Here is a 17,114-nt window from a genome sequence, read left to right as displayed (position 1 = left end):
GCCGAAGCTGACCAGACAGTCGCCGCTTCGTCGTCGTCCTCTTCGGGGGAGACGGGCGGAGGGGAGGAAAGTCCGGGCTCCATAGGGCAGGGTGCCAGGTAACGCCTGGGGGGGAAACCCACGACCAGTGCAACAGAGAGCAAACCGCCGATGGCCCACGCAAGTGGGATCAGGTAAGGGTGAAAGGGTGCGGTAAGAGCGCACCGCGCGGCTGGTAACAGTCCGTGGCACGGTAAACTCCACCCGGAGCAAGGCCAAATAGGGGTTCACAAGGTACGGCCCGTACTGAACCCGGGTAGGCTGCTTGAGCCAGTGAGCGATTGCTGGCCTAGATGAATGACTGTCCACGACAGAACCCGGCTTATCGGTCAGCTTCACTCTTTTATAAAACCCCGCTTCGGCGGGGTTTTTGCTTTGTCGTTTTAAATCACCGAGCAGGTTGTCATGCCTGATGGCGCTGCGCTTATCAGGCCTACAGGGATGGGGAAACTGGTTTGGTAGGCCGGATAAGGTGTTTACACCGCCATCCGGCAAATGTTTTCCTGATGGCGCTGCGCTTATCAGGCCTACAGGGATGGGGAAACTGGTTTGGTAGGCCGGATAAGGTGTTTACACCGCCATCCGGCAAATGTTTTCCTGATGGCGCTGCGCTTATCAGGCCTACTGGAATGGGGAAACTGGTTTGGTAGGCCGGATAAGGTGTTTATACCGCCATCCGGCAGACGTTTACCTGTCGCGCTGCGCTTGGTTTAACACTATTCTGGCGTTTATTTCCTCTTCATCGAATCTTTATTTGACCTTTATTTATGCGCTGAACGTTTTTTATTTGAGGAAATTTCTCGTGGGATATTTCCATTTTTGTGATGACTAGCACAAAACGCTGTGCGATACGTTTTTATAGAGAATAATCGAACGCAATCGATCTCCATCACAAAATTACTTGCTAAAAAGTCGCACAAAATCACTGTTAATGTAATGTTGCATATGATGATTTATTGTGATTTTTAGTTTAAATATTAATGAATGCAATGTTTCTTTACAAACAAATAACGCGGAAAAATGTGATGCATAGTGTTATTTAATCACCATAAACGATAAAATATAATTATATTTGATAAATTGCTTATTAAATTTAAGCGCAGTTTTGCCCGATAATTACTCTGTAATTGATTGAAATATAGCCTTTCGTGGTTTTAAGAAATAGCGGCAAAAATGATGTTGTTATAGCCATAAAAAATCGTTATCCCCCCATCTTTTTTTGATTAAAGTCAGGATAAAGTGAGATAGATATTTAATAACTGTATGATTATTAACGTGTTTTATTTTTAATAATAGTCTTACAAAATGTAAGTCAAGGGGATTTGTGAGTAGTAGCACATATCCTCGTTCGGTTAATTTGGTACACTTCCTGCCGTCAACAAAGTTATTAGAGCAGGTCGATATGAATACTATTACGCTCCCTAAAACACAGCACTTAGTGGTCTTTCAGGAAGTCATTAGAAGCGGTTCTATCGGCTCAGCTGCAAAAGAATTAGGCTTAACTCAACCCGCTGTCAGCAAAATCATAAATGATGTAGAAGCTTATTTTGGTATTGAGTTAGTGGTGCGTAAAAATACCGGCGTAACGTTGACTCAGGCTGGTCAGGTGATGCTCTCGTGGTCTGAATCCATTACTCGTGAAATGAAAAACATGGTTGATGAGATGAACAGCATGACGAGCAACGCGGTCGTTGATGTGTCGTTTGGCTTTCCTTCACTGATTGCCTTCACCATCATGTCCGGGATGATTAAAAAATTCAAAGAGGTGTTCCCGAAAGCGCAGGTTTCTATGTATGAAGCTCAGCTCTCCTCGTTCTTACCAGCGATTCGTGATGGGCGTCTGGATTTTGCCATCGGTACGCTGAGCGATGAGATGAAACTGCACGATCTGCATGTTGAACCGCTCTTTGAGTCAGACTTCGTCCTGGTTGCCAGCAAGTCCCGAACATGCACCGGCATCACCTCGCTGAGCGCGTTGAAAAACGAACAGTGGGTGTTGCCACAAACGAATATGGGGTACTACAGCGAACTTCTAACTACGTTACAAAATAATGGCATCAGCAGTGAAAACATCGTTAAAACAGACTCCGTCGTTACGATTTATAATCTTGTTCTCAATGCTGATTTCTTAACAGTAATTCCCTGCGATATGACCACACCGTTTGGCTCAAACCAGTTTATTACTATCCCGGTAGAAGAAACCTTACCCGTCGCGCGTTATGCCGCCGTATGGTCGAAAAATTATCGAATTAAAAAAGCAGCATCTATTTTGGTGGAATTAGCCAAAGAGTATTCATCATATAATTGTCGGAGACGAAGGCAATTAATTGAAATTGATTAAAGATTGAATTTGTTTTAACACAAAATAAACGCCATCTGTCTATATCTGACAATGGTTACGGTTATCTATTTACTTTAATACCCTAGTAAGAGGTTCTAATGCACATTACATACGATCTCCCAGTTGCAATTGAAGATATCCTCGAAGCGAAAAAAAGACTGGCGGGGAAAATTTATAAAACGGGAATGCCTCGCTCAAACTATTTTAGTGAACAGTGTAAAGGGGAAATTTTCCTCAAGTTTGAAAACATGCAGCGTACCGGTTCATTTAAAATCCGTGGCGCGTTTAACAAGCTCAGTTCATTAACCGACGCTGAAAGACGTAAAGGCGTGGTGGCTTGCTCTGCGGGTAACCATGCGCAAGGGGTTTCTCTTTCCTGCGCCATGCTCGGAATCGACGGTAAAGTGGTGATGCCGAAAGGCGCGCCGAAGTCTAAAGTTGCAGCAACTTGCGATTATTCTGCAGAAGTTGTGCTGCACGGTGACAACTTCAACGACACCATCGCTAAGGTTAGCGAGATTGTGGAAACTGAAGGCCGTATCTTTATTCCACCATATGATGATCCGAAAGTTATTGCTGGTCAGGGCACTATTGGTCTGGAAATTCTGGAAGATCTGTACGATGTCGATAACGTGATTGTGCCAATTGGCGGCGGCGGACTGATTGCGGGTATTGCGGTGGCAATTAAATCTATTAACCCGACCATTAAAATTATTGGTGTACAGTCTGAAAACGTTCATGGCATGGCGGCTTCTTTCCACGCTGGAGAAATAACCACGCACCGAACGACCGGCACCCTGGCGGATGGTTGTGACGTTTCCCGCCCGGGTACTTTAACGTATGAAATTGTTCGTGAGTTGGTAGATGACATTGTCCTGGTCAGCGAAGATGAAATTCGCAACAGCATGGTGGCATTAATTCAGCGAAATAAAGTTGTGACTGAAGGTGCCGGCGCGCTGGCATGCGCAGCATTATTAAGCGGGAAATTAGATAGCTATATCCAGAACAGAAAAACAGTCAGCATTATTTCTGGCGGTAATATCGACCTTTCTCGTGTATCTCAAATTACTGGTTTAGTTGACGCTTAATATACTTCGTTGAGGATAGGATATGAGTACTACTGATAGCATTGTATCCAGCCAGACAAAGCAGTCGTCCTGGCGCAAATCGGACACCACCTGGACACTGGGTTTATTTGGTACAGCCATCGGCGCAGGGGTGCTGTTCTTCCCTATCCGCGCAGGTTTTGGCGGACTGATCCCCATTCTGATCATGCTGGTGCTGGCATACCCCATCGCCTTCTATTGCCACCGTGCGCTGGCACGCCTGTGTCTTTCCGGTTCTAATCCTTCCGGTAACATCACAGAAACGGTTGAAGAGCACTTTGGTAAAACGGGCGGCGTGGTTATCACGTTCCTCTACTTCTTTGCGATTTGTCCGCTGCTGTGGATTTATGGCGTCACCATTACCAACACCTTTATGACCTTCTGGGAAAACCAGTTGCAGATGCCCGCGTTAAACCGTGGCTTCGTGGCACTGTTCCTGCTGCTGCTGATGGCATTCGTTATCTGGTTTGGTAAGGATCTGATGGTTAAAGTGATGAGCTATCTGGTATGGCCGTTTATTGCCAGCCTGGTGCTTATCTCTCTGTCTCTGATTCCTTACTGGAACTCTGCGGTTATCGATCAGGTTGATCTCAGCAATATCGCACTGACGGGCCATGACGGCATCCTGGTTACCGTGTGGCTGGGTATTTCCATCATGGTGTTCTCTTTCAACTTCTCACCTATCGTTTCTTCCTTCGTGGTCTCCAAACGTGAAGAGTATGAGAAAGATTACGGTCGTGAATTTACCGAGCAGAAATGTTCCAAAATCATCTCCCGCGCCAGTATGTTGATGGTTGCCGTGGTGATGTTCTTCGCCTTTAGCTGCCTGTTCACGCTGTCTCCGGCAAACATGGCAGATGCGAAAGCGCAGAACATTCCAGTGCTGTCTTACCTTGCGAACCACTTCGCTTCACTGTCCGGTACGAAGTCCACCTTCGCGACTGTTCTGGAGTACGGTGCTTCAATCATCGCACTGGTTGCTATCTTCAAATCTTTCTTCGGCCACTATCTGGGCACGCTGGAAGGTCTGAACGGTCTGGTGCTGAAGTTTGGTTATAAAGGCGATAAAACGAAAGTTTCTGCCGGCAAACTTAATACCATCAGCATGATCTTCATCATGGGCTCCACCTGGGTTGTGGCTTACGCCAACCCGAACATCCTGGACCTGATTGAAGCAATGGGCGCGCCGATTATTGCCTCTCTGCTCTGCCTGCTGCCGATGTACGCCATCCGTAAAGCGCCATCACTGGCGAAATACCGTGGCCGTCTGGATAACGTGTTTGTTACCGTGATTGGTCTGCTGACCATCCTGAACATTGTCTACAAACTGTTTTAATCCTTAAGCTCAGGATGAGCGGAGTAGTGAAATGAATGAGTTTCCGGTAGTACTGGTTATTAACTGTGGTTCATCCTCCATTAAATTCTCAGTGCTGGATGCAGCAAGCTGTGATGTTTTAATGGCGGGGATCGCGGACGGTATTAACTCTGAAAATGCGTTCATAGCAATTAATGGAGGAGAGCCAGCTAAGCTGGCTCACCACAGCTACGAAGACGCATTAAAAGCAATTGCCGTTGAACTAGAGAAACGTAATTTAATGGACAGCGTGGCCTTAATTGGCCACCGCATTGCCCACGGTGGAAATATCTTTACCGAATCAGCAATTATTACTGACGAAGTTATCGATAATATTCGCCGGGTATCGCCTTTAGCACCGTTACATAATTATGCGAACCTCAGTGGGATCGAGTCCGCTCAGCACCTTTTTCCAGGCGTGCAGCAGGTGGCGGTATTTGATACCAGCTTCCACCAGACGATGGCTCCTGAGGCCTATCTGTACGGTTTACCGTGGAAATATTATGAGGAGTTGGGGGTTCGTCGTTACGGTTTCCACGGCACGTCGCACCGCTATGTTTCTCAGCGAGCGCATGAGCTTCTCGACCTGCAACATGATGACTCAGGTCTGGTTGTGGCGCACCTGGGCAACGGCGCGTCAATCTGTGCGGTACGTAACGGACAGAGCGTTGATACCTCAATGGGCATGACGCCGCTGGAAGGGCTGATGATGGGCACACGCAGCGGCGACGTCGATTTCGGCGCGATGGCGTGGATTGCCAGCGAAACCAACCAGACGCTGAGCGACCTTGAGCGCGTGGTGAATAAAGAGTCCGGTTTACTGGGTATTTCCGGTTTGTCTTCTGACTTACGCACGTTAGAAAAGGCCTGGCACGAGGGACATGAGCGTGCGCAGCTGGCGATTAAAACGTTTGTGCATCGTATCGCACGCCATATCGCCGGACATGCCGCATCGCTGCATCGTCTTGATGGGATTATTTTCACCGGTGGAATAGGTGAGAACTCGGTATTAATTCGTCGTCTGGTTATTGAACATCTCGCCGTTTTAGGGGTGAATATCGACAGCGAAATGAATAATCTGCCAAATTCCCATGGCGAAAGAATTATCTCTAATAAAGATGCTCGTGTTATTTGTGCGGTAATTCCCACAAATGAAGAGAAAATGATTGCGCGTGATGCTATTGCGTTAGGCAAAATTAATACACCAGTAGAATTTGCATAATTAAATTTCAGCAGAGAGATTATTTTTCATGAAGGTAAATATCGATACCAGCGATATGCTGTATGCCGAAGCCTGGAATGGCTTTAAAGGTACGGACTGGAAAGAAGAAATTAATGTCCGTGATTTTATTCAGCACAACTATACGCCTTATGAAGGGGATGAATCTTTCCTCGCCGAAGCTACGCCTGCGACCACTGCGCTGTGGGAAAAAGTCATGGCGGGCATCCGTATTGAAAACTCGACGCACGCGCCGGTTGATTTCGATACCAATATTGCCACTACGATCACCGCACATGATGCGGGTTATATTGAACAAGAACTGGAAAAAATCGTCGGTCTGCAAACGGATAAGCCGCTCAAGCGTGCTCTGCATCCGTTTGGCGGCATCAACATGATCAAAAGCTCTTTTGATGCTTATGGTCGTGAGATGGATGCTGACTTTGAATACCAGTTTACTGAACTGCGTAAAACCCATAACCAGGGCGTATTCGACGCCTACTCTCCGGACATGCTGCGCTGCCGTAAATCCGGGGTGCTGACCGGTCTGCCGGACGGCTATGGCCGTGGTCGTATCATCGGTGATTATCGCCGCGTCGCGCTGTACGGTATCTGCTACCTGGTACGCGAGCGTGAACTGCAGTTTGCCGATCTCCAGTCGAATCTGGAGTGGGGCCAGAATCTTGAAGCCACGATTCGTCTGCGCGAAGAGCTGTCTGAACACCGTCGCGCCCTGCTGCAAATGCAGGAAATGGCGGCGAAATATGGCTGCGATATCTCCCGTCCGGCGCGTAATGCGCAGGAAGCGGTGCAGTGGGTGTACTTTGCTTACCTGGCTGCGGTGAAATCGCAGAACGGCGGCGCTATGTCACTGGGCCGTACCGCATCGTTCCTCGACATCTACATTGAGCGCGATTTCAAAGCGGGCGTGTTAAATGAGCAGCAGGCGCAAGAGCTGATCGACCACTTCATCATGAAGATCCGTATGGTGCGCTTCCTGCGTACGCCGGAATTCGACACTCTGTTCTCAGGCGACCCAATCTGGGCGACCGAAGTTATCGGCGGTATGGGGTTGGATGGCCGCACGCTGGTGACGAAAAACTCGTTCCGCTATCTGCATACGCTGCACACCATGGGCCCGGCACCAGAGCCGAACCTGACGGTGCTGTGGTCTGAGCAACTACCGATTGCCTTCAAAAAATACGCAGCTCAGGTGTCTATCATCACCTCGTCTTTGCAGTATGAAAACGACGATCTGATGCGTGCCGACTTTGACAGCGATGACTATGCCATTGCCTGCTGCGTCAGCCCGATGGTTATCGGCAAACAAATGCAGTTCTTCGGTGCGCGTGCCAACCTCGCCAAAACGTTGCTGTACGCAATCAACGGCGGCGTGGATGAGAAGCTGAAAATCCAGGTCGGCCCGAAAACGGCGCCGCTGATGGATGACGTGCTGGACTACGACACGGTGATGGAGAGCCTGGACCACTTTATGGACTGGCTGGCCGTGCAGTACATCAGCGCGCTGAACATCATCCACTACATGCACGACAAGTACAGCTACGAAGCTTCGCTAATGGCGCTGCACGATCGTGATGTCTATCGCACGATGGCCTGCGGTATGGCGGGTCTGTCCGTGGCGGCGGATTCTCTGTCGGCTATTAAATACGCCCGCGTGAAACCGATTCGTGATGAAAACGGCCTGGCGATTGATTTTGAAATCGAAGGTGACTATCCGCAATACGGCAACAACGACGAGCGCGTAGACAGCATTGCCTGCGACCTGGTCGAACGCTTTATGAAGAAAATTAAGGTGTTGCCAACCTACCGTAACGCGGTGCCAACGCAGTCTATTCTGACTATCACCTCCAACGTGGTGTACGGACAGAAAACCGGTAACACGCCGGACGGACGTCGCGCTGGTACGCCGTTTGCGCCAGGGGCGAACCCGATGCACGGCCGCGATCGTAAAGGTGCGGTGGCGTCGTTAACGTCGGTCGCCAAACTGCCGTTCACCTATGCCAAAGACGGTATCTCGTACACCTTCTCCATTGTGCCGGCAGCGCTGGGCAAAGAGGACGGGGTGCGTAAAACCAACCTGGTCGGTCTGCTGGACGGTTACTTCCACCATGAAGCGCATGTGGAAGGTGGTCAGCATCTGAACGTTAACGTTATGAACCGTGAAATGTTGATGGATGCCATTGAGCACCCGGAAAACTATCCGAACCTGACGATCCGCGTGTCTGGCTATGCGGTGCGCTTCAACGCGCTGACCCGCGAACAGCAGCAGGATGTTATTTCACGTACTTTCACCCAGGCGCTCTGACGCCGGAGGGATTATGAGAAAAGTTATTGCAACCGAATGTGCGCCAGGGGCCATCGGGCCTTACGTACAGGGTGTGGATCTGGGCAGCATGGTGTTGACGTCAGGTCAAATCCCGGTGTGTCCACAGACTGGTGAAGTGGCAGAAAACGTGGCCGATCAGGCGCGTCAAAGCCTGGAAAACGTGAAAGCGATCGTCGAGTCCGCAGGTTTGAAAGTGAGCGATATCGTGAAGACGACCGTTTTCGTTTCCGACCTGAACGACTTCGCCACCATTAACCAGGTGTACCAGCAGTTCTTTGATGAGCATAAGGCCATCTACCCTACGCGCAGCTGCGTACAGGTCGCCCGCTTACCCAAGGATGTGAAGCTGGAGATTGAAGCCATCGCCGTACGTGGCGATACGCTGTAATCCCTTGCGGGGCGATCGCAGGATCGCCCCGATCCTTAATGAGTGTGAAACCTGGTCTTCACTGAACGGCAATCCGAGGGTGTGGATATGATTAGCGCATTCGATATTTTTAAGATTGGCATTGGACCATCCAGCTCCCATACCGTGGGGCCAATGAACGCAGGTAAAAGTTTTATCGATCTGTTGGTCAGTAGCGGAGAACTTTCCAGGACCACGCATATTGTGGTCGATCTTTATGGATCGCTCTCCTTGACCGGAAAAGGTCATGCGACAGATGTCGCCATCATAATGGGACTGGCCGGTAACAGTCCGCAAAACGTTAATATAGATTCAATCGCTGGCTTTATTCAGGAAGTGGCCCGTACCGGACGTTTACCGGTTGCAGAGGGCACGCATGTTGTCGATTTCACTCCAGATAAAAATATTCTCTTTCATACCGAAACGTTGCCACGTCATGAAAATGGCATGCGTATCACCGCATGGAGCAGCACCGAGACGCTGTTAAGCAAAACCTATTACTCCGTTGGCGGTGGTTTTATCGTTGAAGAGGAGCAATTTGGTCAGGCGCATGATGTTGAAGCACATGTGCCCTACAATTTTCATTCCGCCAGCGAACTGCTGAAACTGTGTGAGCGCAACGGGCTGTCTGTTTCCGGCCTGATGATGCAAAACGAGCTGGCGATGCGCAGCAAAGCGGAAATCGATGCTGGCTTTGCCGCTATCTGGGGCGTCATGCACGCCGGCATTGAGCGTGGCATGAACACCGAAGGCGTCCTGCCGGGTCCGCTTAACGTCCCGCGTCGCGCCGTGGCATTACGCCGGTTGTTGGTTTCCAGCGATAACCTGTCCAGCGACCCGATGAACGTGATTGACTGGATCAACATGTTCGCGCTGGCCGTGAGCGAAGAAAACGCCGCCGGGTGCAGAGTTGTGACGGCACCGACCAACGGTGCATGTGGAATTATCCCCGCTGTCCTGGCTTATTACGACAAGTTCCGCCGTCCGGTGAATGCAAACTCCATTGCCCGCTATTTGCTGGCGGCTGGGGCGATTGGCGCTCTGTATAAAATGAATGCCTCTATTTCTGGTGCCGAAGTCGGCTGTCAGGGGGAAATTGGCGTCGCCTGTTCAATGGCGGCTGCCGGGTTGACAGAACTGCTTGGTGGCAGCCCGTCTCAGGTCTGTATTGCGGCAGAAATCGCCATGGAGCATAACCTGGGGCTGACCTGCGATCCGGTCGCCGGACAGGTGCAGATACCGTGCATTGAGCGTAATGCGATCAACGCGGTAAAAGCCGTCAACGCTGCGCGTATGGCGCTACGTCGTACATCTGAGCCACGCGTTTCGCTCGATAAAGTGATCGAGACCATGTATGAAACAGGCAAAGATATGAACGACAAATACCGTGAAACGTCGCGCGGTGGTCTGGCGATTAAAGTGGTTTGTACCTGAGATGAAAGGGGGCGTTTGTAGGCCGGATAAGGCGTAAGCGCCGCCATCCGGCAGTGAATCCATCAACATCCACTGACCAGGATGATGAATCTGAGACATTGTTCCGTTCACCTTATGTTCATTGCTTCTCTTATGTACCGGTTCCTGTGAACGTGTAAAGGGTGCTATCGCCGCACCCTTTACAATCCCGGCTCCCGGCACGGAAAATTGCCACTTCGTGGTTCCCTCCGCTTATTCCTCCAGGCTTCCGGGCCGGGCGCGATGTAACGTCCCTGTAAAGCGCGCCCTGAACCCGCATCCCTACGGGTTCTCCCGGCCTTACGGAAACACGTCGGCAATTTTCAGCCGGACTAGCCCACACCTGACCATCTGCATTTTTTTGTTTAATCAGCAAAACAGGTTTCACTGGAAGTCAGAGCATTGAAGCGATGACCCCGGTCCGGCTGAAAATCGATGAGTCGTTGACGGCTGACCGGGTCTGCCCGCAGGGATGCGGGCAGAGGGGACGGCCTGCAAGGATGCAGGTTCGGCCCCGACCCGACAGGCAGACGGCATAAGACGAATAACAAAATTGCCGGGAGCAATTTTGAACAGCGCTTGCGCTGGCCCCAAAGGGGGAGCCCCAGGGATGGGGCGAATAATCGCGTAGCGACGATTTTCCCGCCGGGAGCCTGGGTTGCAAGGGAGGCGGCGGTGAGCCTCCCTTGCACGTTCACGGGTAACGGCGTTTCAGAGAAATGACACCGCTGAGGTGAACGGAATCCTGAACTAGAATCACAAGTTCTCGATAATGCTTAACTGATAAGCATTAGTACTTAGTGCACATTTTTTGTTGTGATCTGCTTCAAAAACAGAAATTTAATACATTTAATGGTATCAAAAGAGAAATTATTTCTTAACTTTTAGAAATTACAGGGGTTTGTTTGTGAAGTTTTTCTCTGACCCTGCGCGTATGATTTCTTCATTACTCCAATAGCTCACCTGCACCCAAGTACTGCGTATCGCATTGAAGCAGTACGGAAAAAATATAAAAACCTCTACCTACACATTGAGCGGGAAATTATGGAAACGGCAACGAATAGTAGCGTAATACTCGACGCATCTGCTCCGGCACGTCGGGCGGGAATGACCGACAGCGAATGGCGCGAAGCCATTAAATTCGACAGCACGGATACCGGCTGGGTCATTATGAGTATCGGTATGGCAATTGGCGCGGGAATTGTTTTTCTTCCTGTTCAGGTAGGGTTGATGGGGCTATGGGTGTTCTTGCTCTCCTCAATCATCGGCTACCCAGCCATGTATCTGTTCCAGCGTTTGTTTATTAATACGCTGGCTGAGTCCCCAGAGTGTAAAGACTATCCGAGCGTGATTAGCGGCTATCTGGGTAAGAACTGGGGCATCCTGTTAGGTGCGTTGTATTTTGTGATGCTGGTTATCTGGATGTTTGTTTATTCCACTGCCATCACCAACGATAGTGCCTCCTATCTGCACACTTTTGGCGTGACTGAAGGTTTACTGTCTGACAGCCCGTTCTATGGCCTGGTGCTGATTTGCATCCTGGTGGCCCTCTCGTCACGCGGTGAACAAATGCTGTTTAAAATCTCCACCGGTATGGTACTGACCAAGCTGCTGGTGGTTGCAGCGCTTGGCGTATCAATGGTCGGGATGTGGCATCTGCATAACGCAGGTTCATTGCCGCCGATGGCGCTGCTTATCAAAAACGCGATCATCACGTTGCCGTTCACGCTGACCTCGATTCTGTTTATTCAGACCTTAAGTCCGATGGTTATCTCATACCGTTCTCGCAACAAATCCATTGAAGTAGCGCGCCATAAAGCCCTGCGTGCTATGAACATTGCGTTCGGTATTCTGTTTGTTACCGTCTTTTTCTACGCCGTTTCCTTCACGCTGGCGATGGGCCATGACGAAGCCGTTAAAGCCTACGAGCAGAATATTTCCGCGCTGGCGATTGCCGCGCAGTTTATCAACGGCGCAGGCGCGGGCTGGGTGAAAATCGTCAGCGTTATTCTGAACATTTTCGCTGTCATGACCGCTTTCTTCGGCGTTTATTTAGGTTTTCGTGAAGCCACTCAGGGGATCGTGATGAACGTGCTGCGCCGTAAAATGCCAGCCGAGAAAATCAATGAAACCCTGGTTCAGCGCGGCATTATGGTTTTCGCCATCCTGCTGGCCTGGAGCGCAATTGTGCTCAATGCGCCGGTACTGAGCTTCACCTCTATTTGTAGCCCTATCTTCGGCATGGTGGGTTGTCTGATCCCGGCCTGGCTGGTCTATAAAGTTCCTGCACTGCACAAATACAAAGGCGCTTCCCTGTATCTGATTATTATCACGGGCCTGCTGCTGTGCGTTTCTCCGTTCCTGGCATTTTCCTGAGATATCTGAGCAAAGGTTGTTGTTATGTTTGAGACTACATTGAATCCATTATGGGATAGTTTTATCCGCGCGGTGCAGGAAGAAGTTAAGCCTGCACTGGGGTGTACGGAACCTATCTCTCTGGCTCTGGCAGCAGCGGTTGCATCCTCTGAGCTGGACGGCGCGGTTGAACGCATTGATGCGTGGGTCTCTCCGAACCTGATGAAAAACGGCATGGGCGTTACCGTGCCTGGTACCGGAATGGTTGGGTTACCTGTCGCAGCGGCGCTGGGTGCGCTGGGAGGGAATGCCCTCGCCGGTTTAGAGGTACTGAAAGACGCGTCGCCACAAGCGATTGCCGATGCGAAAGCAATGCTAAACGCTGGCAAGGTCGCGGTGATGCTGCAGGAGCCTTGTGAGGACATTCTTTTTTCCCGCGCGAAGGTTTACAGCGCTGAAGGATGGGCGTGCGTGACGATTGTGGGCGGTCATACCAATATCGTCCACATCGAGACCAATAAAGGCGTGGTGTTCACAACAGAACAGAACGCTGAAGAAGAAGAGCAGGAGTCACCGCTGGCGGTACTGTCTCACACGTCGCTGGAAGAGATTCTGGCGTTCGTGAACGCGGTACCGTTTGAGTCAATCCGCTTTATTCTCGACGCGGCAAAACTGAACGGTGCGCTGTCTCAGGAAGGACTGCGCGGTAACTGGGGCTTGCATATCGGAACCACGCTTGAGAAGCAGTGCGCGCGTGGCCTGCTGGCGAACGATCTCTCCACTTCTATTCTGATTCGTACCAGTGCGGCATCGGATGCGCGAATGGGCGGGGCGACGCTGCCAGCCATGAGCAACTCCGGCTCCGGAAATCAGGGTATTACCGCCACTGTCCCGGTCATGGTAGTGGCCGAGCACTTTGGTGCGGATGAGGAGAAACTGGCGCGTGCGCTGATGTTGTCTCACCTGAGCGCTATCTACATCCATCATCAGCTGCCGCGTTTGTCTGCGCTGTGCGCGGCAACCACGGCGGCAATGGGCGCCGCGGCGGGGATGGCATGGATTGTGGATGGTCGTTACAACACTATCGCGATGGCGATCAGCAGTATGATTGGTGACGTGAGCGGAATGATTTGCGATGGCGCTTCAAACAGCTGCGCGATGAAAGTCTCAACCAGCGCATCTGCGGCGTGGAAAGCGGTACTGATGGCGCTGGATGATACCGCCGTAACCGGCAACGAAGGGATTGTGGCGCATAACGTGGAGCAATCTATCACCAACCTGTGTGCGCTAGCGTGCCGTTCGATGCAGGAAACCGACAAGCAGATCATTGAGATCATGGCCAGTAAGGCGCATTAAGCAGGAACGATGGTAAACCAGTGCCTGATGGCGCTGTGCTTATCAGGCCTACACCATATTCTGTCTTGTAGGCCGGGTATGGCGCAGCCGCCACCCGGCATCAGTCTAAGCCGCCTTTCAGGCGGCTTCTTCGTCTTCCAGCCGTAGCTCAGCATCGGCCACAATCTCTTCCAGCTCCGTCAGCATTTCTTCATAGCCGAAGGTAGCTGTTTCCTGTTTTTTCGGCTCAACCTGCGGCTGGCGTTTTTTTGATGATTTCTTGCTCAATAGTCGTACTCCGTTGTTTTCCCTGACTATACGGGCAAATCTATCAGCAAAGCGCGCAGCGGGGTATCAGCGACTAACGTTATGTTAGTTTCGTCACGAATAAATGCGCCATCGCCGCAGGTGAGCGCTTCCATTTCGGCGCCAGATGTCACCGCATGGAATCTGCCGTGGATCGACTGTAAGTAAGCCCGTGGCCCATGTAACTGAAAACTCAGCGATTCACCTTGCTGCAGTTCAACGTGGTGCACCCATACCTGTTGGCGCAGATGCAGGCTGCCTTGTTCACCGTCCGGCGAGGCCAGTAGCTGATGCTTACCGGCGCTCAGCGTGGCTTTCTGTACGCAGGCGTTTTCGCGCTGCGGGCAGGCATCCAGCCAGAGCTGCATTCTGGTTAACGGTTTATCCTTGCTGATATTGTGTTCGCTATAGCTGATTCCCGGCTGTGTCGCGAGCAGTAAAACTTCACCTGCTCTGGCCTGGATATGGTTGCCTTCGCTGTCGCGGTACTCCGCTTCCCCTTCGAGGATCAGATTGACGATATCCACCTTCGGATAGGTCCGTGGCTGGAAAGAGGCCCCCGGTGCCAGAACTTCCTGGTTCAGAACACGCAGCGAGGCATAACCCAGCAGTTTAGGATCAAAATAGTGTCCAAAGGAGAAGGTATAACGGGCCTGCAGCCAGCCGTAGTCTGCTTGCCCGCATTGTTTGGCTGTACGGGTAGTAATCATAGTTCTTGACCTCTCTTTACTTCCTTTTATGTTAAATGGCTAGACGCTGCATTGTTAGCCAGATATTCTGCCCGGTATGTTCAAATTTCCTGAATGAGAACGAGATGGCCAAAGAAAGGGCTTTAACGCTTGAAGCGTTACGCGTCATGGACGCAATAGACAGACGCGGCAGCTTTGCCGCGGCGGCGGATGAACTGGGGCGTGTTCCTTCCGCGCTCAGCTATACCATGCAGAAACTGGAGGAAGAGCTGGACGTGGTGCTGTTTGACCGTTCAGGTCATCGCACAAAGTTCACCAACGTCGGGCGTATGCTGCTGGAGCGTGGGCGCGTACTGCTGGAAGCTGCGGATAAACTGACTACAGATGCTGAAGCACTGGCTCGCGGTTGGGAAACGCATCTGACCATCGTTACCGAAGCGCTGGTGCCAACGGCGGCATTTTTCCCACTGATCGACAGGCTTGCCGGGAAGGCCAATACCCAGCTTTCCGTTATTACCGAAGTTCTGGCTGGGGCGTGGGAGCGTCTGGAGCAGGGGCGGGCGGATATCGTGATTGCGCCGGATATGCATTTTCGCTCATCCTCAGAAATTAACTCGCGTAAGCTGTATTCGCTGATGAACGTCTATGTGGCGGCCCCGGATCATCCTATCCATCAGGAGCCGGAACCATTATCGGAGGTCACTCGCGTGAAATATCGCGGGATCGCGGTGGCGGACACCGCCCGTGAACGTCCGGTGCTGACTGTTCAACTGCTGGATAAACAGCCGCGTCTGACTGTGAGTACGATAGAAGATAAACGCCAGGCGCTATTGGCTGGCCTTGGTGTGGCAACGATGCCATACCCGCTGGTGGAAGAGGATATTGCGGCTGGTAGGCTGCGGGTAGTTAGTCCGGAATCGACCAGCGAAATTGATATTATTATGGCCTGGCGTCGGGACAGCATGGGCGAGGCGAAATCCTGGTGTCTGCGGGAAATCCCCAAGCTGTTTGCGGGTAAATAGCCTGATTGTTACGCCGGATGCGGTGCGAAGCACCTTATCCGGCCTGGAAGACGGAGTATGTTGTAGGCCTGATAAGCGCAGCGCCATCAGGCATCTACATATGCTACGTCAGGATAACTGTTTGGGATCGGGCCCGAAGCGGTTACTCCCCTGAGTCCCGTTTTGACAGTTGAAAATGATGATCACCAGCCATCCTACGATCGGGATCAGCAGCACCAGTAGCCACCAGGCTGAACGATCGGTGTCATGTAAACGCCGGAACTGTACCGCCCACCACGGAATAAAGACCAGAACCCCGTAAATCGTCGTTAATATACCTTCTCCCCCGGCGCGCTCCCAGCCAAGCATTCTGTCCAGAATACCCAGCACGAACGTGAAAATGATGTTGACCAACACAAACATCCAGTATTCTTTACGACGCGCGCGGCCACCAAAACCAAAGTAGTTCTTTAATACGTTTAAATACCAATCCATTTTTGCCTCGTTCTGCATTCAATTACTTGTTTTTAAAGCAATCAAATTAAGAATAGCTGTGAATGAAATGATGGTAAACATTTATGGTGTTAATTATTTGGCCCCCTGATGGGTAATACTTATCAGTGAACGGCTCAGTTTCAGAAAGTATCAACCTGTGTTGGCGGGAGTAATGAATATGCGCTCTCAGAGAAAGGGTTCCGTTCACCTTATGTTCATCGCTTCTCTTAAGCATTGGTTCATGTGAACGTGTAAAGGGCGTTCTCCGCCACGCCCTTTACAATCCCGGCTCCCGGCGGGAAAATTGCCACTTCGTGGTTCCCTCCACTTTTTCCTTCAGGCTTTCGGGCCGGGCGCGATGTAACGTCCCTGTAAAGCGCGCCCTGAACCCGCATCCCTGCGGGTTCTCCCGGCCTTACGGAAACACGTCGGCAATTTTCAGCCGGATCGCCCACACCTGACCACCGGTATTTTTATTTGAATATGTCTGAACAGCAAAACAGATTTTACTGGAAGTCAGAGCATTGAAGCGATGACCCCGGTCCGGCTGAAAATCGATGAGTCGTTGACGGCTGACCGTGGCTGCCCGCAGGGATGCGGGCAGAGGGGACGGCCTGCAAGGATGCAGGCTCGGCCCCGACCCGACAGGCAGACGGCATAAGACGAATG

Annotated in this window: 13 protein-coding genes and 1 other RNA gene; 11 read left to right on the top strand and 3 right to left on the bottom strand. The window is 51.2% G+C overall.

The genetic code is table 11. The features are described from left to right. The first annotated feature begins 3 nt into the window (after nt 1–3). The 10 genes from rnpB to E1B03_RS23040 all read left to right on the top strand — a co-directional run bounded on the left by rnpB (nt 4) and on the right by E1B03_RS23040 (nt 13,975). An RNA gene (gene rnpB / locus E1B03_RS23095) (RNase P RNA component class A) lies at nt 4–380 on the top strand. A 1,061-nt stretch (nt 381–1,441) separates the two neighbouring features. Further along, nucleotides 1,442–2,380 carry a transcriptional regulator TdcA gene (gene tdcA, locus E1B03_RS23085; protein WP_103767074.1) on the top strand — a complete coding sequence of 313 codons (939 nt, stop codon included), beginning with the start codon at nt 1,442–1,444 and terminating at the stop codon, nt 2,378–2,380. A gap of 98 nt (nt 2,381–2,478) precedes the next feature. After that, the gene (tdcB, locus tag E1B03_RS23080; protein WP_103769838.1) at nt 2,479–3,468 is read left to right on the top strand and encodes a bifunctional threonine ammonia-lyase/L-serine ammonia-lyase TdcB; all 990 of its coding nucleotides are present in this window, start codon (nt 2,479–2,481) and stop codon (nt 3,466–3,468) included. Nucleotides 3,469–3,490: 22 nt separating this feature from the next. Then, nucleotides 3,491–4,822, top strand: coding sequence for a threonine/serine transporter TdcC (gene tdcC, locus E1B03_RS23075; RefSeq protein WP_057067551.1), 1,332 nt, complete (start codon nt 3,491–3,493; stop codon nt 4,820–4,822). Nucleotides 4,823–4,853: 31 nt separating this feature from the next. Then, complete coding sequence (gene tdcD / locus E1B03_RS23070; protein WP_133087006.1) at nt 4,854–6,062, top strand: propionate kinase; 1,209 nt, start codon at nt 4,854–4,856, stop codon at nt 6,060–6,062. Between the two features lie 28 nt (nt 6,063–6,090). Then, a complete protein-coding gene (gene pflB, locus E1B03_RS23065; protein ID WP_133087005.1) occupies nt 6,091–8,385 on the top strand; it encodes a formate C-acetyltransferase in 2,295 nt (764 codons plus the stop codon). 13 nt (nt 8,386–8,398) lie between these two features. Beyond that, nucleotides 8,399–8,794: an enamine/imine deaminase gene (locus E1B03_RS23060; protein WP_003828585.1), complete on the top strand. Its 396-nt coding sequence runs from the start codon at nt 8,399–8,401 to the stop codon at nt 8,792–8,794. Nucleotides 8,795–8,881: 87 nt separating this feature from the next. Next, a complete protein-coding gene (gene tdcG, locus E1B03_RS23055) occupies nt 8,882–10,246 on the top strand; it encodes an L-serine ammonia-lyase (RefSeq protein WP_133087004.1) in 1,365 nt (454 codons plus the stop codon). 1,062 nt (nt 10,247–11,308) lie between these two features. Next, on the top strand, nt 11,309–12,640 hold the full coding sequence (locus E1B03_RS23045; protein WP_103769834.1) for an SLC5/6 family protein: 1,332 nt from the start codon (nt 11,309–11,311) through the stop codon (nt 12,638–12,640). A 24-nt stretch (nt 12,641–12,664) separates the two neighbouring features. Then, on the top strand, nt 12,665–13,975 hold the full coding sequence (locus E1B03_RS23040) for an L-cysteine desulfidase family protein (protein ID WP_103769833.1): 1,311 nt from the start codon (nt 12,665–12,667) through the stop codon (nt 13,973–13,975). A 117-nt stretch (nt 13,976–14,092) separates the two neighbouring features. On the opposite strand, the gene E1B03_RS26280 is transcribed toward E1B03_RS23040, so the two are convergent. Next, nucleotides 14,093–14,242 (bottom strand): hypothetical protein, encoded by a 150-nt coding sequence (locus E1B03_RS26280; RefSeq protein WP_165955338.1) that lies wholly within the window; start codon nt 14,240–14,242, stop codon nt 14,093–14,095. A gap of 26 nt (nt 14,243–14,268) precedes the next feature. Next, nucleotides 14,269–14,970: a pirin family protein gene (locus E1B03_RS23035; RefSeq protein WP_133087003.1), complete on the bottom strand. Its 702-nt coding sequence runs from the start codon at nt 14,968–14,970 to the stop codon at nt 14,269–14,271. Nucleotides 14,971–15,074: 104 nt separating this feature from the next. On the opposite strand from E1B03_RS23035, the gene yhaJ reads away from it, so the two are divergent. Beyond that, on the top strand, nt 15,075–15,971 hold the full coding sequence (gene yhaJ / locus E1B03_RS23030; protein ID WP_003024855.1) for a DNA-binding transcriptional regulator YhaJ: 897 nt from the start codon (nt 15,075–15,077) through the stop codon (nt 15,969–15,971). A gap of 108 nt (nt 15,972–16,079) precedes the next feature. Here the strand turns inward: yhaJ and E1B03_RS23025 are convergent, their stop codons facing one another. Continuing rightward, nucleotides 16,080–16,445: a DUF805 domain-containing protein gene (locus E1B03_RS23025; protein ID WP_043017744.1), complete on the bottom strand. Its 366-nt coding sequence runs from the start codon at nt 16,443–16,445 to the stop codon at nt 16,080–16,082. Nucleotides 16,446–17,114: the final 669 nt, after the last annotated feature.

The sequence above is a fragment of the Citrobacter arsenatis genome (assembly GCF_004353845.1).
In the GTDB taxonomy this organism is placed as follows: Bacteria; Pseudomonadota; Gammaproteobacteria; order Enterobacterales; family Enterobacteriaceae; genus Citrobacter; species Citrobacter arsenatis.
The sequence above is the reverse complement of the archived record's forward strand: the minus strand, read 5'-3'. Positions and strand labels throughout refer to the sequence as shown.